27 protein-coding genes are annotated in these 24,648 nt (G+C 62.7%); 13 read left to right on the top strand and 14 right to left on the bottom strand.

Going from position 1 to position 24,648, the window contains the following annotated elements:
- Positions 1-36: 36 nt before the first annotated feature.
- Complete coding sequence (opgC, locus tag ACVWW6_RS16225) at positions 37-1,410, bottom strand: OpgC domain-containing protein (protein WP_404523757.1); 1,374 nt, start codon at positions 1,408-1,410, stop codon at positions 37-39.
- 482 nt (positions 1,411-1,892) lie between these two features.
- On the opposite strand from opgC, the gene ACVWW6_RS16220 reads away from it, so the two are divergent.
- Positions 1,893-2,555, top strand: a complete 663-nt coding sequence (locus ACVWW6_RS16220; RefSeq protein ID WP_011089752.1) for a response regulator transcription factor — start codon at positions 1,893-1,895, stop codon at positions 2,553-2,555.
- Here ACVWW6_RS16220 and ACVWW6_RS16215 read toward each other — a convergent pair.
- From ACVWW6_RS16215 to ACVWW6_RS16205, 3 genes are all read right to left on the bottom strand, one after another.
- Positions 2,550-4,781 carry an MASE1 domain-containing protein gene (locus tag ACVWW6_RS16215; protein ID WP_456681025.1) on the bottom strand — a complete coding sequence of 744 codons (2,232 nt, stop codon included), beginning with the start codon at positions 4,779-4,781 and terminating at the stop codon, positions 2,550-2,552. The genes ACVWW6_RS16220 and ACVWW6_RS16215 overlap by 6 nt on opposite strands.
- A 472-nt stretch (positions 4,782-5,253) precedes the next feature.
- Complete coding sequence (locus ACVWW6_RS16210) at positions 5,254-6,036, bottom strand: helix-turn-helix transcriptional regulator (RefSeq protein WP_456681024.1); 783 nt, start codon at positions 6,034-6,036, stop codon at positions 5,254-5,256.
- Positions 6,037-6,272: 236 nt separating this feature from the next.
- Complete coding sequence (locus ACVWW6_RS16205; protein ID WP_060910315.1) at positions 6,273-6,479, bottom strand: hypothetical protein; 207 nt, start codon at positions 6,477-6,479, stop codon at positions 6,273-6,275.
- A 292-nt stretch (positions 6,480-6,771) separates the two neighbouring features.
- Between ACVWW6_RS16205 and ACVWW6_RS16200 the strand changes: the two genes are divergently transcribed.
- Positions 6,772-6,915 (top strand): hypothetical protein, encoded by a 144-nt coding sequence (locus tag ACVWW6_RS16200; RefSeq protein WP_404523764.1) that lies wholly within the window; start codon positions 6,772-6,774, stop codon positions 6,913-6,915.
- 85 nt (positions 6,916-7,000) lie between these two features.
- Here ACVWW6_RS16200 and ACVWW6_RS16195 read toward each other — a convergent pair whose 3' ends face one another.
- The 5 genes from ACVWW6_RS16195 to ACVWW6_RS16175 are packed head-to-tail and all read right to left on the bottom strand — an operon-like array spanning position 7,001 to position 13,701.
- Positions 7,001-7,489, bottom strand: coding sequence for a hypothetical protein (locus ACVWW6_RS16195; RefSeq protein WP_053815152.1), 489 nt, complete (start codon positions 7,487-7,489; stop codon positions 7,001-7,003).
- 14 nt (positions 7,490-7,503) lie between these two features.
- A complete protein-coding gene (locus ACVWW6_RS16190; RefSeq protein WP_456681023.1) occupies positions 7,504-10,650 on the bottom strand; it encodes an efflux RND transporter permease subunit in 3,147 nt (1,048 codons plus the stop codon).
- Positions 10,647-11,723 (bottom strand): efflux RND transporter periplasmic adaptor subunit, encoded by a 1,077-nt coding sequence (locus ACVWW6_RS16185; RefSeq protein WP_456681022.1) that lies wholly within the window; start codon positions 11,721-11,723, stop codon positions 10,647-10,649. The genes ACVWW6_RS16190 and ACVWW6_RS16185 overlap by 4 nt, the downstream gene beginning before the upstream one ends.
- Positions 11,720-12,847 carry an efflux RND transporter periplasmic adaptor subunit gene (locus ACVWW6_RS16180; protein ID WP_456681021.1) on the bottom strand — a complete coding sequence of 376 codons (1,128 nt, stop codon included), beginning with the start codon at positions 12,845-12,847 and terminating at the stop codon, positions 11,720-11,722. The genes ACVWW6_RS16185 and ACVWW6_RS16180 overlap by 4 nt, the downstream gene beginning before the upstream one ends.
- A complete protein-coding gene (locus tag ACVWW6_RS16175; protein ID WP_304548217.1) occupies positions 12,844-13,701 on the bottom strand; it encodes a sensor histidine kinase family protein in 858 nt (285 codons plus the stop codon). The genes ACVWW6_RS16180 and ACVWW6_RS16175 overlap by 4 nt, the downstream gene beginning before the upstream one ends.
- 212 nt (positions 13,702-13,913) lie before the next feature.
- Between ACVWW6_RS16175 and ACVWW6_RS16170 the strand changes: the two genes are divergently transcribed.
- Entirely contained in the window at positions 13,914-14,576 is a 663-nt protein-coding gene (locus ACVWW6_RS16170; RefSeq protein ID WP_304548218.1) for a TetR/AcrR family transcriptional regulator, read from the top strand.
- 18 nt (positions 14,577-14,594) lie between these two features.
- On the opposite strand, the gene ACVWW6_RS16165 is transcribed toward ACVWW6_RS16170, so the two are convergent.
- The 3 genes from ACVWW6_RS16165 to ACVWW6_RS16155 are packed head-to-tail and all read right to left on the bottom strand — an operon-like array spanning position 14,595 to position 16,004.
- Complete coding sequence (locus tag ACVWW6_RS16165) at positions 14,595-15,263, bottom strand: TetR/AcrR family transcriptional regulator (protein ID WP_060910310.1); 669 nt, start codon at positions 15,261-15,263, stop codon at positions 14,595-14,597.
- A gap of 8 nt (positions 15,264-15,271) precedes the next feature.
- A complete protein-coding gene (locus tag ACVWW6_RS16160; protein ID WP_049832451.1) occupies positions 15,272-15,709 on the bottom strand; it encodes a hypothetical protein in 438 nt (145 codons plus the stop codon).
- 28 nt (positions 15,710-15,737) lie between these two features.
- Complete coding sequence (locus ACVWW6_RS16155; RefSeq protein ID WP_039187265.1) at positions 15,738-16,004, bottom strand: hypothetical protein; 267 nt, start codon at positions 16,002-16,004, stop codon at positions 15,738-15,740.
- Between the two features lie 173 nt (positions 16,005-16,177).
- Here ACVWW6_RS16155 and ACVWW6_RS16150 point away from each other — a divergent pair, with 173 nt between their 5' ends.
- From ACVWW6_RS16150 to ACVWW6_RS16105, 10 genes are all read left to right on the top strand, one after another.
- Positions 16,178-16,384, top strand: coding sequence for a hypothetical protein (locus ACVWW6_RS16150; protein WP_028173097.1), 207 nt, complete (start codon positions 16,178-16,180; stop codon positions 16,382-16,384).
- Positions 16,381-16,539: a hypothetical protein gene (locus ACVWW6_RS16145; protein ID WP_165448173.1), complete on the top strand. Its 159-nt coding sequence runs from the start codon at positions 16,381-16,383 to the stop codon at positions 16,537-16,539. The genes ACVWW6_RS16150 and ACVWW6_RS16145 overlap by 4 nt, the downstream gene beginning before the upstream one ends.
- An 18-nt stretch (positions 16,540-16,557) precedes the next feature.
- On the top strand, positions 16,558-16,776 hold the full coding sequence (locus tag ACVWW6_RS16140) for a hypothetical protein (protein WP_028173096.1): 219 nt from the start codon (positions 16,558-16,560) through the stop codon (positions 16,774-16,776).
- 37 nt (positions 16,777-16,813) lie between these two features.
- Positions 16,814-17,353 carry a hypothetical protein gene (locus ACVWW6_RS16135; RefSeq protein WP_051000251.1) on the top strand — a complete coding sequence of 180 codons (540 nt, stop codon included), beginning with the start codon at positions 16,814-16,816 and terminating at the stop codon, positions 17,351-17,353.
- A gap of 10 nt (positions 17,354-17,363) precedes the next feature.
- Entirely contained in the window at positions 17,364-17,990 is a 627-nt protein-coding gene (locus ACVWW6_RS16130; RefSeq protein ID WP_456681020.1) for a PepSY domain-containing protein, read from the top strand.
- A gap of 156 nt (positions 17,991-18,146) precedes the next feature.
- Positions 18,147-19,316, top strand: a complete 1,170-nt coding sequence (locus ACVWW6_RS16125) for a DUF3734 domain-containing protein (protein ID WP_456681019.1) — start codon at positions 18,147-18,149, stop codon at positions 19,314-19,316.
- 28 nt (positions 19,317-19,344) lie between these two features.
- On the top strand, positions 19,345-20,136 hold the full coding sequence (locus tag ACVWW6_RS16120; RefSeq protein ID WP_011089765.1) for an acetoacetate decarboxylase: 792 nt from the start codon (positions 19,345-19,347) through the stop codon (positions 20,134-20,136).
- A gap of 80 nt (positions 20,137-20,216) precedes the next feature.
- On the top strand, positions 20,217-21,002 hold the full coding sequence (locus tag ACVWW6_RS16115) for a 3-hydroxybutyrate dehydrogenase (protein WP_039186968.1): 786 nt from the start codon (positions 20,217-20,219) through the stop codon (positions 21,000-21,002).
- A gap of 72 nt (positions 21,003-21,074) precedes the next feature.
- Positions 21,075-21,404, top strand: a complete 330-nt coding sequence (locus tag ACVWW6_RS16110; protein ID WP_161536502.1) for a hypothetical protein — start codon at positions 21,075-21,077, stop codon at positions 21,402-21,404.
- A gap of 114 nt (positions 21,405-21,518) precedes the next feature.
- Positions 21,519-22,127 (top strand): sll1863 family stress response protein, encoded by a 609-nt coding sequence (locus ACVWW6_RS16105; RefSeq protein WP_456681018.1) that lies wholly within the window; start codon positions 21,519-21,521, stop codon positions 22,125-22,127.
- Positions 22,128-22,307: 180 nt separating this feature from the next.
- Here ACVWW6_RS16105 and ACVWW6_RS16100 read toward each other — a convergent pair whose 3' ends face one another.
- Both ACVWW6_RS16100 and ACVWW6_RS16095 read right to left on the bottom strand, forming a co-directional pair.
- Positions 22,308-23,132 (bottom strand): Crp/Fnr family transcriptional regulator, encoded by an 825-nt coding sequence (locus ACVWW6_RS16100; protein WP_404526015.1) that lies wholly within the window; start codon positions 23,130-23,132, stop codon positions 22,308-22,310.
- Between the two features lie 300 nt (positions 23,133-23,432).
- Positions 23,433-24,641: an LLM class flavin-dependent oxidoreductase gene (locus tag ACVWW6_RS16095; protein ID WP_456681017.1), complete on the bottom strand. Its 1,209-nt coding sequence runs from the start codon at positions 24,639-24,641 to the stop codon at positions 23,433-23,435.
- Between the last annotated feature and the right edge of the window lie 7 nt (positions 24,642-24,648).

The raw sequence follows: 24,648 nt of genomic DNA, 5'->3' as shown, positions 1-24,648 counted from the left end.
GGGCAGGCTCCACAGTCCCTTGTCGGTCCTTGTGATCTAATCCACATCCTGACCCGCACTTTTCGCTGGTGGCCCGAAGGCGTGCGCGATTGCTGGCACTGGATCCGCGCCGCAGCCGGACTCGCGCACCGGAGCAAACAGCATCTTTAGTCGATCAACCTTGTCGGCACAGGCGAGTACCGCGGGCGGAATGTCAACGCCGAGTGCCCTGGCTGTCATGGGATTGATGACCAGCTCAGACCTGGTTGGCTGCTCGACGGCCTTCGCATGCAGCTGCTGCCTGGGTTTGATCATGACCAAATGCAGCAGCGCCGCCACCACGATCATCACCAGGACGCCGCCAACACTGAGCGCGATCTGCATCGTCAGCCCCTCCGAAATGTCGAGCAGCGCCATGTGGCTGGCCAGCGTCAGCAGAACGCCAAGGCAGTAGATTGGCAGCGAATTCCGGCCACAGAGAATGGCGCCACGCATCACCGGCGTCGTCAGCCCTCGCCAATCGCGAGGCATGAGCCATACGGCCAAGACTGCAAGGGCCAGAAAATGCAGCAGTCGCAATGGAGCGAGATTCGATTTGTCCATCGGGTAAAACAGCGTCAGGAGTGCCCGAGGGACCAACGCTTCCAACGGTTTGACGCTCCAGCTCAATGCGATGATGAGGCTGATCAGCAGATAAAGAACCGCAGGAACAAGCACGGTGCGTGAGGTCACCCACGGTCGAACTCTCTTGCCCTCGATGATCCACCACGCGCCAAGCACAAGCGGCAGCTGCCAGGCCAGCGGATTGAAGAACCAGTGGCCGTTCGGCCATGCCGGGATGGTCCAGCCGAAGACGTGCACCAGTGCGTAGAGCAGCAGCGACGCGCCCAGCGTTGCGTTCGGAGCTCGCAGCAGCAGCCACAGCAGCGGCGCAAACAAAAGGTGATAAAGCACGAAGAGCGGCAAGATGTCGGTATTCACCGGGCGGTATTGCAGGATCGCCGCGTGCGCGAGCGTCACGCCCGGCTGATCCAACAGAATGCGCGTATTGCTCTTATCGGCAAGAGGGCCGCCGCCTGCGAGGTGAACCACGATGGCGCAGGCGAGGGTAAGCAGTAGAAATGCGACATAAATATCCCAGCTTCGCCACAGCGTCCGGCCGATCACGCCGGTCCAGCCCCCGCTCTGCCGTGCCTTGCCGTAGGACAGCGCGCAGGTCAAACCCGAAAGAAACATGAATACTTCCGCCGCATCGCTGAAGCCGTAGTTGCGCAGCGTCAGCCAACTCCCGATGTTGTTCGGGACATGGTCAAGAAAGATCCACCAGAGCGCGATGCCGCGGCAGGCATCAATGCGCAGATCGCGGCCGTAGCCGTTCAGCTCCGGCACCGCGCCTGCGAATGGCTTCAGGGTGGCAGTTCGATCAAGCATCTGGTTCCCCGTCCGGCGTCCGAACACGTTTCAAGAGGGACCGAAACTGACGAAAAGCATCAGCCGCGCCGAACCCGGCCGCGAATTACGGCGACGCCTGGTAGAACCTCCTGGCGCGGGAGCTGTCGGGTGACGATTATCGTTCAACGGCACCGCGCGTAAATCAGCCGGAGGTCCTCACGGAGGGGTTCCTAGGTCCTATGATCAAGGTACTTACAGATATCCGCAGTCTGAATCCGCGACTCTGGTGATCCGCACTCGCTTTTTTGGGCGTCCCGTGAGCTGATTACAATTACAGCATACAACGGCATTCAACTTCTATCTTGAGTGTCTAACCGTGAGCCGCTGGCTGGACCAGCGATGAAGAGTGGACGGTCTCGAGGCCGGTCTCCCCGCCAGCCTCTTCCTCGCCAAAGACCCAAGGGCGGGTGTATGATTTCTCAAATTGGATCTCCGTGCCATGGGATGACGGAGAGCTTTTCATGAAAGTCCTTATTGTTGACGATCATGCATTGATACGCGAGGCGTTGTGCGCGGTCCTGAGACAGCTGAAGCGAGAAGCCGTCATATTTGAAGCTTCGAGCAGCCGTCAGGCAGTGGACATAGTCGAGGAACATCCCGACATCAGCCTCATCCTGCTTGATATCAATTTGCCTGACAGAGATGGATTCTCTGTCCTCCGCGAACTGCGAGACAGCTATCCGACCATTGCTATCATCATTCTTTCGTCCTCGAATGATCAAGACACAGTCAAGCGCGCTTTCAAACTTGGCGCGCTGGGTTTCATCCCTAAAACAACCGAACGAGAGGTCATGCTCAACGCAATTGAGTTGGTGTTCTCTGGCGGCATTTACATTCCCTCTGAAATTCTGGAGGACGCACCGTCTCGGCGGCTTGCAAATAAATCGACGACGCCCGACTTTCTCAGGGGTCTCGGATTGACCGATCGGCAGATCGAAGTGCTTGCGCTTCTGATGAAGGGAAAAAGCAACAAGATCATTGCCAAGACGCTCAACATGGCAGTGCCGACAGTGAAAAATCACATCACGGTCGTTCTCAAGGCGCTCAGCGTAACGAGCCGCACCGAGGCAGTCATCAAAGTGGGGAAAATGGGCTGGGAATCGCCGCCGAAATCCGAGTCATGAAGCCGCCCGGGTATCCCTCCCATCGCCGTGATCCATCAAGAGCTCGTGCATGACAGCGCGGAGCCGCATCGGGTCGACAGGCTTGTGCAGCAAAATGTATCCCCTATCCTTGACCTCACGTGCTGGTTCAGGTGCCGTATCGCCGCTGATGAGAATAGCTGGAATGGATGAACCGAACGCCGCATTGATTTTTTCAATGGCTCGGATCCCGGTCTTACCATTCGCAAGATGATAATCCGAGATGATGAGATCGGGGCGTTGCTGGCGCTCCGCAAGTCGGATAAGTGCCGCTTCGTCGGATCCGGTGGTAAGGACGGTGTATCCCCATCTGCCAAGCAATCCGCCCGTTCCCTGCTGGACAATCGGAGCATCGGCAATAACAAGAACGAGCTTGCCTTCGACTGCAAAGGCCGCGGGGTGGGGAGAGTCGACGGGCTCGGCGGATGTATCGCATTCATCGGCCATCGGAACCAGGATCGCGAATCGCGAACCTCGGCCCACGGTCGAAGCTAAGTCGATTGGATGGTTGAGAAGCAGGCGAAGCCTGTCGACAATAGCCAAGCCGAGCCCCATGCTGCCGTACCGGTTCCGGTCTCGGGCGGCCAGTTGAAAGAACTCGCCAAAGATATTCTGCTTCTGATCCTCGGGAATGCCGGGACCACTATCCCATACTTCGATGCGCAACATTTGACCGCGCCGGCGACAGCCGACAATGATCCCACCCCGCAACGTATAGCGCACAGCGTTGGATACCAAATTGAGCAGTATGCGTTCGAGCAGCATGGCGTCGCTCCGCACCCAGGCGTCACTTCGCCTGACGCGTAGACGCAAGCCTGTTTCTCGCGTTGCCTGATCAAACGTCGTCTCAATTTTTTGCAACAGGCGCGCGATCGGGAATTCAGTAATTGTGGGTATAAGGATTCCGGCATCCAGCTTGGACATATCCAGCAGCGAATTGAGCATTTCATCCATTTCCTTGCGCGTTGCATCGATCAGCTCGATCGTCCTTGTCCGTTCCCCCGATCTGAGCGGCATGCGCAGCTGGGCAATGAACAAGCCCAGTGCATGCAATGGCTGCCGCAAATCGTGGCTTGCCATGGCAAGGAAGCGCGATTTTGCTGCATTGGCGAGCTCAAGCTCCTGCGTACGCTCTGCGACCTTCCGTTCGAGTTCGACCTGCGCGCGGCGCAGACGTTTCTCCCCCCTCTTGCGGACCTCGACGTCGGCGCTCAGTAACAAGCTCGGAACCGTAATGCTGATCAGGAACATCAACACCAGCAGGAATGAAACGTTGAGGTCCGTGGTCGTGAAGGGGCCGCCGCCCGTGAGCGTCCCCCAAACCGTGATGCCGGCAAGCACCAGCGCAACCGTTGCGGTGTCACGTGGACCGCGGCGCAGTGCCGCCCACAACATTGGCAGAATCGCGAGAAAACCCAGTGGATCTCTGCTCGGCGTTTGCTCGATCAGGGGACTGAAAGCAATGAGTCCAACAGCCGCCGCTGTTGCGAGGACGCCGACCGTCTCCAAACAATCATTGCGGTTGAAAGCATGGTCGTAGCTTGATACCCAAAGCACGACAACGGGGGCAATGACCAGCGCGCCGGTCACATCTCCCAGCCACCATGTGACCCAGGCGTTCGCGAAATTGGTCCGATCGATGTACCCGGCGGTCGCCAGGCTGGTCAGTCCAATGCTGGCGCTGATCGGCGTCGCGATCACGATGCAGATCAGAGCAAACTTCGCGACGGAATTTGGTCTCGAGAACGTATGACGTCCACGCGACCATCGATTGACCAGATAAGCGCCAACGACGGCCTCAAGAGTGTTGCCGGAAGCAATCGCAATTGCGGTGGCAACGGAGCCGGCGGTGGTCGCATTGGCGATCACCGCTGCAATGAAAATTGCGGGCCAGGTCCGATATCCCCACAACAGCACCGCCGCCAGCGCGAGACCCGTCGGCGGCCAAATTGGCGTTGCACTGGGATGAACAGAGGCGAGAGCGAGGCCGCCTTTTGCCAGGACGAAATAGATCACTCCAATCGCGACCAGGACGCCGGCATATCTGGTGCCTTGGCGGAAATTCATCTCCGGCGTTAGCGATCGTGGATCGGACATCGTCGACGCCTGGACCAGGCAGTTGGATTGTCCATCATGGCTGACCTTTTGATCTCCCTGATAAAGATCGAAGATCGCTACTTTCCCGTTCACCAAGCGGTTGATCGACACCCTACGTCCGATCGGTGCGACAATGCAGATGCGCTCAGACCGGATTGATCACTGCAGTGCCGACGGACGAAGAGATGGCGCGCGTTTGGTTCACGAGGGCAAACTCTCTGCCGATGCCGATCGGCATCGGCCCGGAATGGGCGTGGCGGTGAATATAACGAAGACGGAGCCTTCCGGAGGAATGCTTTGGGCCTGGACATTGCCAGCCATGAGAACGGTAGCAACTAAGGACATTGACAGAACTGAATAGACATTTGCCATTGCGGCCTCCTAGAACTGCGAATTGGAGCTACAGCTCGAGGATCTAAAGTCGCACAAACCTATCGGAGCTAAGCGGCCCGTCGCTGACCCTGATAGAAACCAAGGCCGCCCCCCTACAACCGCGGCGGCCACCGCAATTGCCCTGCATCATCGCAAATCGGGTTCATTGAGGAAACTACCCATTTCGAGTTAGCGGACCTGAGAGTACCCCTTAGTTCAGGCCGCTCGGCCCCGCGAGCAGGCGCAGCACGATCGAAAACAATTCATTCTGCGAGGAGATACCCAGCCGCCCATAGGCGCGCTTGCGGTAGGTCAGCGTCGAATGCAGGCTGATGCCGAGCGCCTGCGAGATCGCCTCGGAGCTGAAGCCTTCGAGGATGCGCCGGCAAACCTCCCGCTCGCGCGGCGTGAGATCGGCAAGCGGCGCGTGGGTGGCGAACAGCGCGGCGAGAGACTGATCGGGCGTTGCGCTCCGCTGAAAATGGCGCGCGACGCTCGCCCCGATCGCAGGTGCGATCGCCTGGAGGCGTTCGCGCTGGGCGTCGCTGAAGCGGCCCTGCGCGGCGATGCGATAGAAATTGACGTAGAAGCAGGTGTCCTCGACCCAGATCGCGGTCGCGCATTTGTCGACGATGCCGGAATCGTTGAAGAAGATTTTCCGGTAGCGCGCGCCGTACATGCGCGGGGCGAAAGTCGGAAGCACGATCGACGCGCCGCCCTCGCCTTCGAACAGCGCATCGCGGTTGGGGTCGGATTCGTGGAACTGCCCGGCATAGGCCGCGCCGAGATCGCCGCCGATCGGGATGTTGCCGGCATCGAGCAGGCAGCGGGCAGCGCCGGCCCGGCTCAGCGCAAACACCATGCAATGGCCGACATCGGCCTGCCGGCGCAGCGTATCGATCAGCACGCTCGGAAAATCCGGCCGTCCGATGGCGAGCACCGCGGGCGTGACATCGCCAGCCGCTATATTCGAGGCCATCCCGTGGGGCCGCATCGTTATCCTCCGCCAAACGTCTTTTGGCGGAGAATATCAGCAAGGGCGGCGTGCCGGAAGCTGGCCGTTACCATGCCGCCTCCGGGTCCCGGCCCGGCGCCGTAGCGCTACGCCCCGTCGGCGGCGCGCTGCTGCGTCACTCTTCGGGAAGTCCCGACGCACATCCCGATCCAGCTGCTTGTACGTGACCGCACCGCTCGACCAGGTCCATCAGCGAAAGGGATCTTGAAGCCTGATCACCGATCATTGTTGGGGACCCATTCCTCCGCGGCTGTGTCCCAATGATGGGTATCGTCGAAGTATTTCCAGGGCGGCCGCCTCGGCTTGCTTTCGCCCTTCCGTCGATTTGCATTCAGTGCACGGAGTTGGACGGCGAGCGCCCCAACCATCATCCCCCATTCGCGCGCGTTGTATCGGGAGTTCCATTTGATTGCTGCGAGCATTGGATGCCTCCTTCAAAGCAAGAAGCTTCCGCCACGTTAGCCCGGGCCAAGAACACGGGATGTAAGCTACTTCACAGTCGGCCAACATCTTCGACATAGCCGCGGGCGATCTCTGTGCACGGCGACCGGAACCTACGTTCGCTCGATATTCGGGCGCCGGGCATAGGTCATGTTGCCGCGCGATCAAAGCGCGCGCGACGAAACGTAGCATTGTCCCTGTGCGCGAAGGCACGTCCTTTCGACGGAGCGCATTTTATCGCTGGTGGACGCCCGCTCAGATAGAGGCCAGCGCATGCTTGAGCTTTGGAACAGCTGGTACGACACCCTAGCCTCGGTGGAGGCGCTTGCCACGGTCATCGTCATTGTCCTGGTGGCTAGCGGCGCCATTACGCTGGCGGAAACTCGGCGGCAAAAAACGCGTCCAACAAGGGATTGATCTAGGGGAGTACACGCCCTACCCCGCCGCCGCCTTCGCCGGGGCGGCGTTGATGGCGAGCTCGCCGTAGCGGTCGGTGTGCGGTCTATTCGCACACCATCACGCGCCGGTAACGTCTGTAAACGTAGTAGCAGTCACTGTCAGAGGAATAGCGCGAGCCGCCATAGGCGTAGCCGGCAGCGGCTCCGGCGTAAGCGCTGGCCGCATACGCGGCGCGATAGCCGTACCGGGCTCCACCGTAGCGGCCGTAGCCTCCGAAGCGGTTGTAGGTGACGGATGTGGCGCGAGCGGCGTTCGCCACCGCCGGGCTGCCGCGCCCGCTTCCAGCGAGAGCCCCGCGCGGTGCAGCTCCAGCACCGAGGCGGGGCGCCGGGCCGCCGAGGCCGGCATGCGGCACACCGCCAGGTCCGATCGGCGGACGAGCCGCGAAGGCCGGAGGACCTCCGGCTGCTATCGGCGGAGGCCCCGCCATGGGCGGCGGCGGCGGGAATTGCGCGGACGCCGGATTTGACGTCAACGTCACCGTTACAAGTGCCGCACCGATGGACAGCATCAGACCTGTGTTGCGAAGCATTGTACTTTCCCTTGTTAGATCTGTGGTTCGAGAACCGGCACCGGCGCGGCCGCGGAGACCGGCTCCGGCGAAATGCCGTGCGCGGGCGCTGCGGGCTCGTGCATGGATGAGTTATCGTTGTGATCGGGGTGAATGCGGAACCAGGCCACATACAGCGCCGGCAGGAACAGCAGCGTCAGCAGCGTGCCGACGATGATGCCGCCCATCATCGCGTAGGCCATCGGCCCCCAGAAAATCTCGCGCGCGATCGGAATCAGCGCGAGGCTTGCCGCGGCCGCCGTCAGCAGAATTGGCCGCATACGATGCTCGGTCGCTTCCACCACCGCGTCCCAGGCCGGTCGCCCCTCCTTCCTGAGATCCTCGATCTGCACGATCAGGATCACCGAGTTTCGGACGAGGATGCCGATCAGGGCGAGCACGCCGAGGATGGCGACGAAGCCGAGCGGAGCACCGCTCGGCAGCAGCGCCATGACGACACCGATGACGGCCAGCGGCGCGACCGCGAACACCAGAAACAGGCGATGGAAGCTCTGCAGCTGGATCATCAGCACCGTGGCCATGACGAACAGCATGAGCGGAACGACGGCAACGATCGGCGCCTGGCTCTTGGCGCTCTCCTCGACGGACCCGCCGATGTGCACCGAATAGCCAGCCGGCAGCGTCTTGGTGAACTCCGCGACTTTCGGCGCGAGCTGATCCACGACGGTCTTTGGCTGCGCGTTGCCCACGATGCCGGCCTTCAACGTGATGGTCGGGATCCGCGCGCGCCGCCAGATCGTCGGCTGCTCGAGCTCGTAACGCAAATTGGCCACCGCACCGAGCGGCACGGCCTGGCCGCCGAGCGCGGTCAATTGCAAGTCGCGCAGGGTGTCGATGGAGGCACGTTCAGCCGCCGTCGCACGTCCCGTGACGCTGACGAGATAGATGCTGTCGCGCACCTGGGTAATCGGCGTGCCCTCGAGCACGGAGTTCAAGGTGGAGGCAATGTCCTCCGAGGTGACGCCGAGCTGCCGCGCCTTGTCCTGGAGAACGTCCACCTTGACGACGCGGGCCGGCTCCATCCAGTCGAACACGACATTGCCGAGATCGGGGCTGCTCCGCACGATGCCGGCGAGCTTCTGCGCGAGGTCTCGCACCTTCGCGATGTCGGGCCCGCTCAAGCGAAACTGCACGGGACGCCCCACCGGGGGCCCGACCTCGAGCAGCTTGACGTAGGTGTCGGTGCCGGGGAACGTCTTCTTCAGATAGTCCTCGAACTGCGCCTTGACCTGATCGCGCGCCTTGATGCCGCCCCTGGTCACGACCACCATCTGGCCGAACCAGGTGTTGGCGGTCTGCACGTCGAAGGACAGGACGAAGCGCGGCGAGCCGGTGCCGACATAGGACGACCAGCGGTCGACCGAATTGCTGCCCTGGAGCTGTTCGCGCTCGAAGCGCGCCATCTGCGAGTTGGTATCGGCAATGGATGCGTTCTGCGGCAGATTCCAGTCGATCACGAGCTCGGCGCGATCCGAAGACGGGAAGAACTGCTGCTGCACGAAATTCATGCCGAACAGCGCCAGCAGAAAGGCGGCGACTGTAACGCCAATCGTCGTCCAGCGGCGATGCATGCAGACGAGCAGGAGACGCGTGAACAACTGCGCGACGCGCCCCTTCTGCTCGTGATGGCCCTTCATCCTGGCAGGCAGGATGGTGACGCCGAGCAACGGCGTGAACAGCACCGCCACGATCCACGAGACGATCAGGGAGACGGCGATGACCACGAACAGCGTGAAGGTGAACTCGCCCGCATTGCTGTTATTGAGCCCGATCGGAATGAAGCCGGCCACGGTCACCAGCGTTCCGGTCAGCATGGGAAAGGCGGTCGAGGTGTAGACGTGCGTCGCCGCCTTTTCCAGGGGATCGCCGACCTCGAGACGCGCGACCATCATCTCGACGGCAATCATGGCGTCATCGACCAGCAGGCCGAGCGCGATGATCAGGGCGCCAAGCGAAATTCGCTGCAACGAAATGCCGGCATAGGCCATCACGACGAAGGTGATGGCGAGAACCAGCGGAATCGCGATCGCGACGACAAGGCCGGCGCGCATGCCCAGGCTGAGAAAGCTGATGCCGAGAACGATGATCACGGCCTCGAACAGCGCCTCGGTAAAGCCGGACACGGCATGCTCGACAACGACGGGCTGATCGGCGACGAGGTGAACGCCGACGCCGACCGGCAAGTCGGCAGTAATTCTCGACATCTCCTCCTTCAGCGCCTCGCCGAAATGCAGCAGATTCGCGCCGGACTTCATGCCGATGGCAAGCGCGATCGCCGGCTCGCCGTTGTACCTGAACAAGGTCCTGGCCGGATCGGCATAACCGCGCGTGATGGTTGCGACGTCGGTCAGGGGAAAGAAGCGATCGTTGATGCGCAGATTGACCGCCTTCAGACTTGCCTCCGACGTGAACTGGCCGTTCACGCGTACGCTGATCCGCTCGGGCCCCTCCTGGAATACGCCGGATGGGGCAACCGCATTCTGCCCCTGCAAGGAGCTCATGATCGCGTGAACGTCGAGGCCAAGGGCCGCGATCTTGCGGGTGGAGAATTCGAGATAGATTACCTCGTCCTGTGCGCCCAGGATGTCCACCTTGCCGACATCGGGCACGGTCAGGACCTTGGCACGGATGTCCTCCACATGATCGCGCAGCTGACGTTGGCTCAGGCCGTCGCTGGTGAAGGCATAGATATTGCCGAACACGTCGCCGAAGCGATCGTTGAAGCCGGGCCCGATCACCCCTTGCGGGAAGTCGCCCTTGATATCCGCGATCATGTTGCGAACACGAATCCAGGTCGGCTTCACGTCGGCAGCCTTGGTGCTGTCGCGCAGATAGACGAAGACGGTGGCCTGACCCGCAACCGTCACACTCTTGGTGTAATCGAGCGATTCCAGCTCCTCGAGCTTCTTCTCGATCCGGTCGGTGATCTGGCGCGTCATCTCCTCGGGTGACGCACCCGGCCACTGCGCCTGGACGACCATGGTCTTGATGGTGAAGTCGGGGTCTTCCTGCCGTCCCAGCTGGAGATAGGCAAAAAGTCCCGCCGCCATGAAGGCGATCATGAAATACCAGACGAGCGAGCGATGACCGAGCGCCCAGTCGGAGAGATTGAACGACTTCATGGCTGCTGATCCTGTTCGATACGGACGTGCTGTCCTTGCTTGAGACTGTGGACCCCGGCGGTGACGACGCGTGCGCCAGCAGCAAGTCCACCGGTGACGCGCGCCCCGGTTTGGCCAGCCGCCACATCGATCTTTTGCAGCGACACCGTGCTGGCGGGCTGATTGACGATCCAGACGAAATTGGCGCCATCCTTGGCGAGCAGCGCCGACGCAGGCAGCCGGAGAACCGGGCCTTGCTGCCTGCCGAGCTTTGCCGTGACAGTCGCGCCGAGCCGGAAGCTGTCAGGCGGATTGCTGAGCGCAATGCGGACCCGCCGCAGGCGTGTTGCCGGATCGGCTTGCGGCGCAATCTCGCGAACGGTGCCTTCCACTTGAACCGCCGGCAAGAGCTGCAGGCTGACCGTGAACGGCAGACCGACCTCCAGCGGCAGCGGATAGTCCGGTCCGATATCGACGACCGCTTCGCGGATATCGGGCCTTGCGATCGTCACCACGCTTTGGCCGGGGGACACCACCTGGCCGACGTCCGCACCGACTGCGGTGACCACACCGGCGAAGTCGGCCTTGATCTGCGAATAGCCGAGCTGCTCGACCGCCTTGGTCAGATTGGCCTGTTCGCGCGCAACCGTCGCTTCGGCGCCGGCACGCGCCTGCTCGGCGTTATCGAGCATCTGCTTCGTGGTTGCATCGGTGGTGATGAGCGTTCGCTGCCGTTCCTCCGTCGCGCGAGCGGTCGCGAACTGCGCCTCGGCCTTGGCAAGCTGGCCTTTGGCCGCGCGAACGGCGAGCTCAAGGGCGGTCGAGTCGATCGTGCCAACCGTCTGTCCTTCAGTCACGAGGTCACCGACGTAGACGGGACGCGTGATCAGACGTCCCAGCACGCGGAAGCCGAGATTGGTTTTGTAGCGCGGTTCGATAACGCCCACCGCAACGGCATCGTCCGCGTGGTCCGCTGCGAGAAGCAGCGACTGGACGGGCCGCACGGCCTCGGGCGCCTTCGTCTCCTGCTGGCATCCGGCAAGCGCGAGCGCGCATGCAAGCGGGCCAGCCACGATCGTTGCGCGGCCCGTCATGAGCGGTCTCCTTCATAGGTCACGGGCTGGCCCACGCTCAAAAGCTTGCCGCCATCCACGACGACGCGCTCGCCCGGATCCAGACCTGCCTTGATCAATACTTCTCCGGCCTCGTAGCCACCGACCGTCACCGGCTTCAGCGAGGCGGTCCGTGTTGCCGGATCGACGGTCCAGACCGCAGGGCTGGTGCCCGCCGCCATCAATGCGCGCCAGGGCAATGCGATCTGCGGCTCGGTCTTCACTCTCACAGTTCCCGCGACGGCGCTTCCAAGCGTCATTGCGGTAGGCGGGTCGTTGATCGCCACCTTGACCCGAATGGTCGCGCTCCTCGCGTCGACCGCCGGCGAGACCTCCCGAACCTGACCGCCTGCGGTCACGGTCGCATCGGAGATCAGCACCAACGAAACGCTGCTTCGGTCGGCAGCACCGAGGAAAATGGACTCATAGACGTCAAAGACGACGTCCCGGTCCCCGTCCTGCGCCAGTGAAAATACCGGTTGGGCAGCCTGTACGACCTGACCGGTTTCCACACTGCGTGCGGTGACGACGCCGTCGGCTTCGGCTCGCAGCGCGGTATAGCCGAGCACGTCCTTCGCGGTTCCGAGCTGCGCTCTTGCCGCTTCAAGCGCACCTTCCGTGGTTCGCAACCCTTCCTGCGCCTGGTCGTAGGCCGTGCGCGTGGTGAAGCCGCTTGCGATCAGCGCCGTCTGCCGATCGAAAGTCGCCTTTGCCACACGCAGCTGGGATTCTGCGGCGAGAACGGCGGCGGTGGCGGCATCGACATCGGCCTCCTGCTCGGCCGGGTCGAGAATGGCCAGCACTTCGCCGGCCTTCACGTGGGTCCCGACATCGACATAGCGCGCGAGGACGCGCCCGCTGACGCGGAACGACAGATCCGCCCGAAAGCGGGCCTGCACCTCACCGGTCAGGGTAAGCGAGGATTGCCGATCTCTCGGCTGCACGATTTCCGTGCGCACGACAGCGGCGCGCGCGGAAGGACTGGCAGCGTGATCGTCGCAGCCGCCAAGCGCGGCAGCAACAAGTGCGAGGGCCAGGCCACCGAGAGGCCTCAGCAAGCGCTCGGTTCGACCGATTTTGGAGAGGTTCGAATAACGCGGGTTCATAGCGCGTCCGTACGGTGAGAGGGTGACAGTAGATTGCCCAGGACGTCCGGGCCCGTGGTCAGCGTGGCCCGTTCGTTCGGGCGCGCTCGCAGTGAATCTGGATCCGCGCGCATCGCGGCCGGACGCTCGATCTGATCCGGGAGGCCGGCGCCCGAGCCGGGCGTCACGGACGCGTTGGTCTTCAGCCGGCGCGGCCGCCTCATGCGGCGCGCCGCCATCGACCAGCTTGCCTGCCGCTCCCGCTCGCTCAGGTGAAACGCGACCACGACGGATGTGAACTCGGCAGCGAAGCCGTGCTCGATCCGTCCGCCGAGCCCTTTCGCAAGGTCATTGCTGATCTCGAACTCCCGGCCCAAGGCCCGCGCCGGCCGCGAGCCGTTGTCCAGCACCACGCAGTTCGCGACCGAGCCGATGCGCGACAGCTTGACCTTGATCTCGCCGGAGCGCGCGTCGAAGTACGCATGCTTCGCTGCGTTGACGATGAGGTCGTGGACGATCAGGCCAAGCCGTCCGCAGCGCTCGGGCTGAAGCGGGAGAGACTCGGTGGTGAGCGTCAGCCGGATCCCCATTCGATCCAGAAAGGATTGGCGCATGGCGCAGCCCAGTCGGCGAATGTAAGTCGCGGCATCGTTGAGGACATCGCCGTCCGGCATGGCCAGCGCCCGATGCAGCTCCGCATGTCCGTGCAGCAGCTCCACGACGTCGCTCAGGGCGGCCTTTGCTTCCGCTCCGTCGGCGCGGATGACCGCCGCCGAGACCAGATCGATCGCCGAGGCGATCCCCTTATCGACCCTGTGATGCAACTCGCGCAGCAGGATGCCGTGTTGTGGGCGGTCCGGGTCGGGGCACGACATATTCGCTCTCTCCTGAGGTCGACCGGACGGTCGCAAGGCCAATGCACACAGGTTTGCGGCTTCGACTGTCCGGGAGGTGCCGCCGCGGGCCCTGATGGACGTCGCGGCGATTAAATAAACTATACAGTATATTTTCTTTTTGTTGCCTTTTCCGGCCCGCCATGTCAAGTGCGATCTGCGCGCGCACAGACTCGTGACTGGAGGATCGACGGATGACCAAGAAGAGCACCCCGAAACGGGGCAGACCGACCAAAGACCTTGCCGGCGACGTCCAGGTCCGGATCCTTGACGCAGCCCAGCAGCTTTTTCTCGAGAAGGGCTATCGTAGCGCCAGCATCGACGACATCTCCGAGCTGGCGCCGGCGAGCAAGCCGACCATCTACGCGCACTTCCCCGGCAAGGAGGCACTGTTCGCGGCGGTGGTGGCCCGCACCATCAGCAGGCTGACGGATTTCGAAGGCGTCGAGGCCGAGGGCCGCACCCTTCATGACAAGCTCTCGAACCTCGGCACCACCATCGTGGAAAAGCTCATCGAGGAATCGTTGGGCATGGTTCGCGCCACGATCGCTGAAGCGCAGCGTTTTCCCGAGTTGAGCCGCAACGTCCACGACGCCGCGCGCGATCGCTCCGTCAACGCCGTTTCCCAACTCTTGAATGAAGCGACGCAGAAGCTGGCGCGCGCTCCAAAGGGGCCCTTCGGCGGCAAGCGAAGCCTTGCCACCGCTCAGATCTTCCTGGATCTGATCCTGCTGCCGATGCTGTTTCGCTCGCTGGTCGGGGAAACACCGAAGGAGCTGAGACGGGAGCTGCCGTCCTTCATGCGCGAACGCGTCGGCTTCTTCCTCGCGGCCTGTGAGGCAGACTGGACGCCGTGAGCCAATCGAGCGTCGGGTTTAACAGGCGGGTTTGTAGCGCATACTGGCCTGAACGTTGATGAGTTGATGGGGCGCCGGGCCAGCGAACGCGGCATTGCAAAGCGCCCCCGCGCAAAAGCGCATCATCTCGTCGAACGTTGGCCGAAGGGCGGTCGCCTTGACACGGGAGGGGTTGAGGTAAGCATCCATCGCGTCCAGCAGGCAGCAGGCGAGCGCCATCGGGCTCCCGCCGCGGAACTCCCCGCTCACCTGCCCCGCCGCGATGATCGACCGCACCACACCACGAAGCCGATCCGCATGAGACAGGCTGGCCAGCCAGTTCGCCTGTCCTGCGGCCACCACCAGTTCGTGCAAGCGGACATCGTTTGCCAGCCGGTCTTCATGCAGCCGGGAGATCGCGCCAAACGTTGCATTCAGGCGCTCCAGGCCCGAGCGGCCGCTTCGCGCTGCACTTGCGGCCGCCGCCAACACCTCGTCGAGCAGCTCCGTCACGACGGCCTCCTCGAGCGCCCGGCGGGAGGGATAGAACCGGTAGAGATTTGCGGGGGACATTGAAGCGTCGCGAGCGACGTCGGCAACCGTGGTTTTCCGGTACCCGATCTCCCGGTACAAGCGGATTGCAGCCTGCACGATTCGTTCACGCGTGCAGGACAATCCAGTCTGGCGGGTCGTCTGCGCCTTCAGCATGCTCGGCCTCAACGCAACGGAATCGCGTGCATCTCACGCCGGCAGGCTTCGCCGAATTCACGCAACGGATCCATCTCCTCCAGGAAGCCCGGCAGGTCGACGAACGGGGTGTTCGGGGCAAGGTAGGTCTCGATGATCAGCCGGCCAGCCCGCTCTGCGGCATGGACCACCTCATCCTCGGACAGAATCCGCATGCGCCCGATAAGCGCATACAAGTTCACCAATGCCGGGATCTCGGATTTGTCGCTGGTGAGCGCGTCCGCGTAAAGTCGGGACGCCTCCTCAATGAAGCTGCGATAGAGCTTCTCGCGCTTCGACACCGCGTGCGCCTGATGGCGCTCGCGGAGTCTGCGGCGCCGGGACATCCATCCCGTCACAATCGTGGAAATCGCTCCGAAGGCCGAGCCTCCGAACGCGGCGAAAGCAGGCGCATATATCGTATTCATACGATCGTTCCTCATTCCTTGCGCCGCGCTATCGGTGCGACCCGACGGTCCTGACCGAAGCCGCAGCGGCTGCATGGTCGAACACGGCTCTGCAGGCTTCGCTCAGGTCCGACTTTCTTTGCCTGAGACAGGCTTCCACATTGGTGGGATCGGGGATGTAGCCGGCGCACAGGCGAAACGCGTCAGACGTGCACGCCGCTCTCTGCTCAGCCGTGCCGCGGTCCTCCTGCGCGAACGCAGCGGCGCCCGACGCAACGAGCACCAGGAGTGCGAGCACCAACCGGTTCTTGAACATATCGAATCCTTTCTCAAGTTGAGGCATCTGCTTTCAAAGGGAACCTTGACCTCACTCCGAAGTCCCCTCGCCCGACCAGGACGAACACGGGCTTGTGAGTCTCGGCTCTTGACACATCCCGCGATCCGCGCTGTATATGAAATATACGGTGTAGTTTATTTAGGAGACCGAAGATGTCAAGCCTGTTCCTGGCGCTCGTGCGGGAAAATCCCTGGCCCGGGATTGCCGTCGCCTCGCTCAATCTGATGGTGGCCGTGTCGCTCGTGGGCGTGAGCCTGCTGCTGGGTCTCACCATCTCGGTGCTCGCCTGGGTGCACGCGCTCGCCGTCGGCGAACCCGCGCCGGTGCGGCATGCGGCCAGCCGGAGGGGCCGCGCATGACGTCGGGACTGCTGCTTGCTCGCGATTGCATCATCTGCTGGGTCACGGTGTGGCTCGCGCCGGTCGAGTCCATCTTCGACGCGATCGAATCCGAACTCGTCCGCAGAGGCGTCGCGCTTGAAGGCGTCGAGCCCCCTTCCCCGCCCGCCGCGTGAGCATCCTGGACGTTCGACATGCTCAACTTCATCGAAGTGTTCGACGTCATGGACGTGGAGCCGGCCACCGGCTCTTCGGTCTGGAGCGGACGCACCGGCACGCGAGCGGCCCTCAAGCGCGACGGGCACGTGATCGACCCGAAGGCGATGGCCTATTGCCCGATCGAATGGCTCGACGAGCGCGGCTATCTCGACGCCGAACGCGCGTGCCGGCACCCGCGGCCCACGAGCTTCTGAAAACGAGACGGAATCATTTCATGTCTGGGAACAGGCCGTGAGCAGGAAGTCTGTCCTGTCGCGACGTGCGAGCGCCGCCGTCGAGCCCGAGATGCCCCTGCGGGCGTATTTTCTCTCCGCTGGAGGGGCGCTGCTCCTGCTGCTTCTGGCGGCCGACTGGGTGTTGCCCGCACCTTCGCCGAGCCGGCTCACGGAGCAGCATTCTGCGTTGCCGCCGATCCGGATCCACTCGGAGCGGAGGGGCCCCGAAGCGGCCGTCATCGACACCAGCGGGTTCGGACTGCGTCCCGCGCCCGCCGAGCACGATATCGCCCAGGCTCCACCGCAGTTGCCCGAAACTGAAGTCGGCGGCGCCGTTGTGCGCGACGATGACGGCAACCCGGCGGCGGCCGATCTACGCGTTCGCGAGAGCCTGGCCCAGTTACAGCCCGCCGTTCATGACCAAGCAGGGCGGGGGAGCCCGCATCGGATCGCGGCGCGACGGCACAAGCTCGCTCCGGCGCGGCCTCGAAAGTTGTGGCGATCTGCTCGGCATCCAGGCTTCCAGATCAGCCGGTACGCCTTCGTGCCGAACTAGACCACCGATCATGAAGAACACCACAGGATTATGCGCGATGCCAAAGAAGCAGCTGTTTGCCCTCATCGTTTGTTCCGCGGCCCTCGCCGGCACCGGTGCTCTGGCCGGCGTCACGCAGGTCCCTACCGACGCCGAACAGCAAAGCGCGACCGCGCAGGGCAACGTCGAGGAGGCGGCCATTCGCCGCGTGTTGGAGCAGTTCCACACCACGAAGGTCCCGATCGGACAGGCCATGGCGATTGCGGAGGGTCTGCACGATGGGTCGAGGACCGCAGACATCAGCTTCGAGATATCCGGTCCGCCGGTCTACCGCGTGCGCACGATCAAGAACGAGCGGGTCTTTGAGAATGTCATAGATGCGAACACCGGAAGGGTATCGCAAACGGAGATCGCGTCATCGCTCAAGGAGCTCGATCGCGCGGATCTCGCCAACATCATAGCCCTGAAGTGGATCAAGCAGGAGTTGTCGGACGCGGTGCGGGTCGCGGAAAGCGCGGCGGACGGACAGGCGCTCGCTGGCGGGTTGATGAAACAGGATGGCAAGCTCAACTTCGTGGTCGTCATCGCTACCGGCGATCACCTGAAGGAAGTGATGCTCGAGCCACCCAAGGTCGGACAGCGGTCAACTCAGCGCTAGCCACGAACGTGACAGCGCGCCACTGAAGCACGATCTCGTGAGTTGCACATTAACGCGCAATATATACACTATACCGTATAGTTTGTTTTAGCGAACGGTCATCGCGGCTTCCGCAACGCCGGCTCGATCATCCCACACCCGAGAGCAAGACCAGTCATGAATTTCCAGCCCCGATCACACCTGCCGGCCACCCAACGGCGGCTGCCATTCGATTGCATAGCCCTGCTGTTGCAAGGCGGCGGCGCTCTCGGCGCCTACCAGGCAGGGGTGTACGAGGCGCTGGCGGAAGCTGGCATCCACCCCGATTGGGTTGCCGGCATTTCCATCGGCGCGATCAATGCCGCGATCATCGCGGGCAACCCGGCCGAGTCACGTGTTGATCGGCTGCGCGATTTCTGGACGCAGGTAACTTCGACTGCACCTTGGGACTGGACCGGAAACCCGTTTCTCGATGCGCGCAACGAGAATGCGCGCAATATCCTCAACCAGATGAGCGCGGGCCTTGCCGCGGCATGCGGCGCAAACGGGTTCTTCTCCGCGCGCCCCCTCCTGCCATGGCTCCACGCCGGCGGCACGACCGAAGCAACCAGCTTCTACGACACCGGCGCGTTGAAGAGCACGCTGGAGCGCCTGATTGACTTCGATCGCATCAACGCGGGGATGACGCGGTTCAGTGCAGGAGCAGTCAACGTGAGAACGGGCAATTTCGTCTATTTCGACAGCAGAACCCACACGATTCGCCCAGAGCACATCATGGCAAGCGGCGCGCTGCCACCGGGCTTTCCCGCCGTGGAGATCGAGGGCGAGCATTACTGGGACGGCGGCCTTGTCTCCAATACGCCGCTGCAATGGGTGATCGATGGGGGTGTGCCGCAGGACATGTTGGCGTTTCAGGTCGATCTCTGGAGCGCGAAGGGGCAGCTTCCGGGCAATCTGCCAGAGGTCGTCACGCGTCAGAAGGAAATTCAATATTCCAGTCGCACGCGCGCGAGCACCGACCAGTTCAAGCACGTGCAGCGCCTGCGACGTGCGCTCACGACGCTCCTGGACCGGATTCCCGAAGAACTCAGGGAGCACGAGGATGTGAAGCTCCTGAACACCGCGGTGTCTCCCAACGTCTACAACATCGTTCACCTGATCTATCGGGCGCGCAACCACGAAGGCCACTCCAAGGACTACGAGTTCTCCCGCCTTTCGATGCAAGACCATTGGCGCGCCGGCTACCACGATGCGCTTCGCACCTTGCGTCATCCCGAGGTGCTCGCACGCCCGGTCACCCCGGACGGAGTTTTCACATTCGATCTAGAGCACGATGGCCGTGAATAGAGCGCTGATTTGATGCACGGAGAACCCCATGCGTGAGAACGATGTGCGCAAGCGCGCCTTTGCGATGCCGCTCACCAGCCCGGCCTATCCGCCGGGCCCTTACCGGTTTGTGGATCGCGAGTACCTGATCATCACCTATCGCACCGACCCGGCAAGGCTGCGCGCTGTGGTGCCCGAACCGCTGGAACTCGATGACCGCAACCCGCTCGTCAAGTATGAATTCATCCGCATGCCAGATTCGAATGGCTTCGGCGACTACACGGAAAGCGGCCAGGTCATTCCGGTCTCGTTCCGTGGCCACACGGGCGGCTACAACCACTGCATGTTCCTCAACGACGAAGGACCGATTGCCGGGGGACGCGAGCTCTGGGGCTTTCCGAAAAAGCTCGGCCAGCCGACATTGCGGACCGAGATCGACACGCTGATCGGTACGCTCGACTACGGGCCCTTGCGGGTGGCGACGGGCACGATGGGCTACAAGCACCGCGAAGCCGATCTTGGCCAGGTCAAGGCCGCGCTCGAGGAGCCGAATTTTCTGCTCAAGATCATCCCGCATGTCGATGGCAGCCCGCGCATCTGCGAGCTCGTTGAATATCGCCTCGAGCAGATCGCGTTGAAGGGCGCCTGGACCGGACCCGCGGCTCTCTCCCTGACACCGCACGCCTTGGCGCCGGTCGCTGATCTGCCCGTTCTGGAGATCGTCTCGGCGCTTCACATCCGTGCAGACCTCACGCTGGGACTGGGCAGAGTGGCCCATGACTATCTGCAAGAGCCAGCGCGGCGTCCGTTCCGGGCTTCAGAACGAAGTCTGGTCACCTGATCGGAAATCCACAAAACCAACTCGCGCCTGAACCGCGAGGCTTCGCCAGCTGGCGCAACACACGGAGCAAAGTGACTGAGATGGTTATTAAGGGCAAAACTGCGATCGTGACCGGCTCGACGAGCGGCATCGGCCTCGCATGTGCGCGTGCCTTCGCAGGTGCCGGCGCAAACATCGTGCTAAACGGAATGGGCGAGGCGGCCGATGTCGAGAAGGAGCGCTTGGCAATCGAAAGCGAGTTCGCCGTCAAGGCGATCTATTCGCCCGCGGACATGGCGAAGCCAAGCGAAATCGCCGGGCTGATCGCGCTGGGTGAAGCGACGTTCGGGGCCGTGGATATCCTCGTCAACAATGCCGGCGTCCAGCACGTCTCTCCAATCGAAGAGTTTCCGCTCGAGAAATGGGATGCGGTCATCGCCATCAATCTATCCGCCGCATTCCATGCAATCCGTGCGGCGGTGCCGGGCATGAAGAAGCGTGGCTGGGGCCGGATCATCACGACGGCTTCGGCGCATTCGCGTGTAGCTTCGCCGTTCAAGTCAGCCTACGTCGCAGCCAAGCACGGGATCGCCGGCCTGACCAAGACCGTCGCGCTGGAGCTTGCGCGTTCGAAGATCACCTGCAACTGCATCAGCCCCGGGTATGTTTGGACCCCGCTGGTGGAAAAGCAGATCCCGAACACGATGAATGCACGCAAGATGAGAAGAGATGAGGTCATCAGCGACGTGCTGCTCGCGGCCCAACCCACCAAGGAATTTGTCACTGTCGAACAGGTGGCTTCGCTCGCACTTTTTCTGTGCAGTAACGAGGCCGCGCAGATCACCGGCGCCAATCTCGCGATCGATGGCGGCTGGACGGCGGCGTAGGCCCGCGGCGGTCGCCTCATGGCTGTCCCCACAGTGAGGCGATCCGCGCGCGCAACACGGAAAGTGCACGACATGGCATCAGACGCAATCGACGGTGACATCGACGAATCCAGCGGCCTGGCCGTCCAGCATATCGGCGTGCGCGGACGCACTCTGCAGCATGGTATGAGAAATGGCAGGCCGCTTGATCTTGGCGGAGACCGGAAAATGTCCGTCGCTCTGCGCAAGTGCGAGCACGCGTTCAACGAGGACGTATTGCCGCCTCATGCCAAGGTGGCAGAGCCACTCGAGTTCTACGCGGCGTCCAAGTTGGATAACCCGTCCCGCAGTCTCAGGGACGCGATAGGCAAGAAATCAGCTTCATCTGGAACGTCAATGCTCCTTCCTCATGTCGCTGCTTGAGATGACGTCGCTTCGGACGCAGACGCAACGAGTCGCTTGACGCAGGTTCAAAGTCGAGAACGATGAAGCCATGTGATGATCGCCAGCGCATCCGCTAATCAATGGAGATAGGTCATGTCAGAGCACAGCAGCATGCATTTTTACCTCAATTCGGCCAAGGAGCGAATCGACGAGATGGATGCCGCATTGGCTTCGTTTGAGGTGAAGGCGACGGAGGCCAAGGCGGAGTCCAAGGTGAAGGCAGAGCAGCTCATCGCCGATCTTAAAAAGAGGCGGGATGAATTTCAGGCGCACCTCAAGACGCAAGCGGAAGCCGGCGAAGCAGTCTGGGCGCGCACCAAACCCGATCTCGAAGAGCACTGGATCGGCTTCGAAGCGCAGATGAAGACCTATTTTGAGAGCGCCGGCAAGCAGATCGAGCAGCAGCAGGCCACGTTCAAAGACATCGCAGCGGCGCAGGGCAAGGCGTGGCACGAGGCCGCGAATCGATTCCGTGAGGCGGCCGGCAAAGTGGCCGGAGCGCGGATCACCGATCTCGATGCCGCGCTCAAGCAGCTGAAGTCTGACGCGTCCCAAGCGGAAGCACGTCTCCAGAAGCTGAAGCAGGCGGGCAGCGAGTCCTGGTCCGTGCTAAGCGCGGCGTTGGCAGAGTCCCGCAAGTCGTTCGATCAAGCAAGTCGGGCCGCGTGGGACACCCTGAGGGGCTCTGGCGCGAAGGGCTGATTCCATCCGGTCACAAGAAACCGCAGAAAGGCGCAGATTGCGTGTAAATCGGCACGGGATCTGGCCCAGTTGCAGCCCACCGTTCATGATCGAGCAGGGCGGGGAGCCCGCATGAGATCGCGGCGCGACGGCGCAAGCTCGCTCCGGCGCGGTAGACGCCGAACCGTCCAGAGCGTGTCCTCATTGACGGGGCGCAGCGGACCTCATCTGCGCCTTGACTGCCGCGGTTGTCTCCGGGAATGGCGCAAGGGCAGGCTGCGGCGCCGCCAATTCCTGACAATACATCCGATCGATCTTGTCCTGCATCAGCGCATAACAATCGCATGCAACGCGCTCGAGCCGCGCCCGGTCGATCTCCACAAACCCGCGCCGGTCGGACGGGACGGCGCCGGCCGCGCGCAGCTTGCCCATCGTCAGCGTCGCCGTCGTCCGCCGCACCCCGAGCAACTGCGCAAGCGCCTCCTGCGTCACCGGGAGGAGATCGGTGGGAACGCGGTCGTGGAGCTGCAGGAGCCACCGCGCCATGCGGCCATCCACCAGGTGCAGCGCATTGCAGGCCGCGACGTGCTGGAGCTGCAACAGCAACGCGCGGACGTGGACCTGCACGACATTCCTGATGGCCTCGCTTCGCGCATAGGCAGCCCGAAACCTGGCGGCGGAGATCTGCGATGCCGTGCCGGCCACACGAGCAACCGCGGTCACCGATGACAGCGACGGGCCGAGCGCGGAGAACGAGGCCAAGGCGCCTTCCCGTCCGATCAACGTGGTTGCAACCGTTTGCCCGTCCGGCATGTCGAGCATGAAGGCGATTGCACCGCTATGGGGAAAGAAAACCGGGTCGAGCTCATCGCCCGACCGCACCAGGACGGTATCGGGTTCGAACGAGACCTTCTGGAAGTGAGGCGTGAGCAAGCCGAGATCCGCCGGCGGCAACGCCGCCAGCAACCGATTGCCGACGCCAGCGCGGTGGACGGTCGCGATGCTTTCCGGTGAACGAGCCGTCATGAGCAACGGTATCCATTTCTCAGCTTCACTACGATGACCCGAAATTCGAATTGGCCAACGAAAATATCCAAACAGAGCCCTTGAGCGAGATCAAGCACGGACTATTGCGGTCCCAACCGGCATATCCTCCCGCGCAAACAGGATCTTGAACCCATCATACGGTTAACGATCGTCTGCATCCTAAGGGTTTCGATGAGATGGTCGACCAGCAAAGGTTGCGGCAGCGCAGGAGTGGGCGATTGGCCCCATGCGGAGGCCCCGCGCCGCCAATAAGGGCATGGCCGACGTCAAACGTGCCCCCTATCCGGGGGCCGCCGCTCTCGCCGGGGCGACGTTGACAGCGAGCTTGCCGTAGCGGTCGGTGAAGGCCTGGGTGTCGATCTCTTCCAGCTTGATTTCGCCGCTCATGACGCTCCTCTTCCAGGCGGCCTGGGCGGGATCGTTCTGGAACTCCGGCATCACCTCGCGGCCGAACAATTCGAGCGATTCGCAGATGTGCTCGTGGCTGTTCTTGCCGGCCTGGTTGAGCAGGATGACCTGGTCGATATGCGAGCTCTGGAAGCGCCTGAGCTTCTTGCGGATCGTCTCCGGCGAGCCGATCAGGCCGCCGCGCAGCGCCGCCTCCTGGGCCTCTGGATTGTCGCGCTTCCACTTGTTGTACTCGTCCCACATATTGACGGTGTAGGGCGCGGGCCGCTGGCGGTTCTGCGCGGCGCCGTAGAAGCGTAGCGCGAACTGGAAGAAGGTGGCGCCGTCGGCGCGGGCGCGCGCCTCCTCGTCGGTCTTCGCGCACATGAAGAACGACACCAGCGCCATGTTCGGGTTGATCTCGTAGTCCGCAAGCTTGTGCAGCCGCTTGGTCATGGCGTTGTAATAGGCGTGCACCCAGGCATGGGCGGCGTCGGCGCTGACGAACTGGAAGCCGAGCGCGCCAAAACCATGACGGCCGGCGCGCTCGATGGTCGGAAGCTGCGAGCAGGCCATCCACAGCGGCGGATGCGGCTTCTGCACCGGCTTCGGCACCACGTTGCGCAACGGGATGTCGAAATATTTGCCGTGATGCTCGCTTCCCGCGTCCCTGAACATCGGGAAGATCGCGGCTACGGCCTCCTCGAACACCTCCTTCTTGGTCTCCATGTCGCGGCCGAATGGCTCCAGTTCGGTGATCGAGGCGCTCTCGCCCATGCCGAATTCGCAGCGGCCGTTGGAGAGCAGGTCGAGCACCGCGACACGCTCGGCGACGCGCGCCGGATGATTGGTGGTGAGCTGGAGGATGCCGTGGCCGAGCCGGATCTTTTGCGTGCGCTGGCTCGCCGCGGCCAGGAAGGATTCCGGTGACGGCGAGTGCGAATATTCCTCGAGGAAGTGATGCTCGACGACCCAGGCATGGTCGTAGCCGAGCTTGTCGGCGAGTTCCATCTGCGAGAGCGCGTTCTGATAGAGCTTCAGCTCGTCCCCGGCGACCCATGGCCGCGGCAGTTGCAGCTCGTAGAAGATGCCGAACTTCATGGCGCCG

Source organism: Bradyrhizobium sp. USDA 3311, from assembly GCF_054062495.1.
Note: the sequence above shows the minus strand (reverse complement) of the source record. Positions and strands in the feature narration are given on the sequence as shown.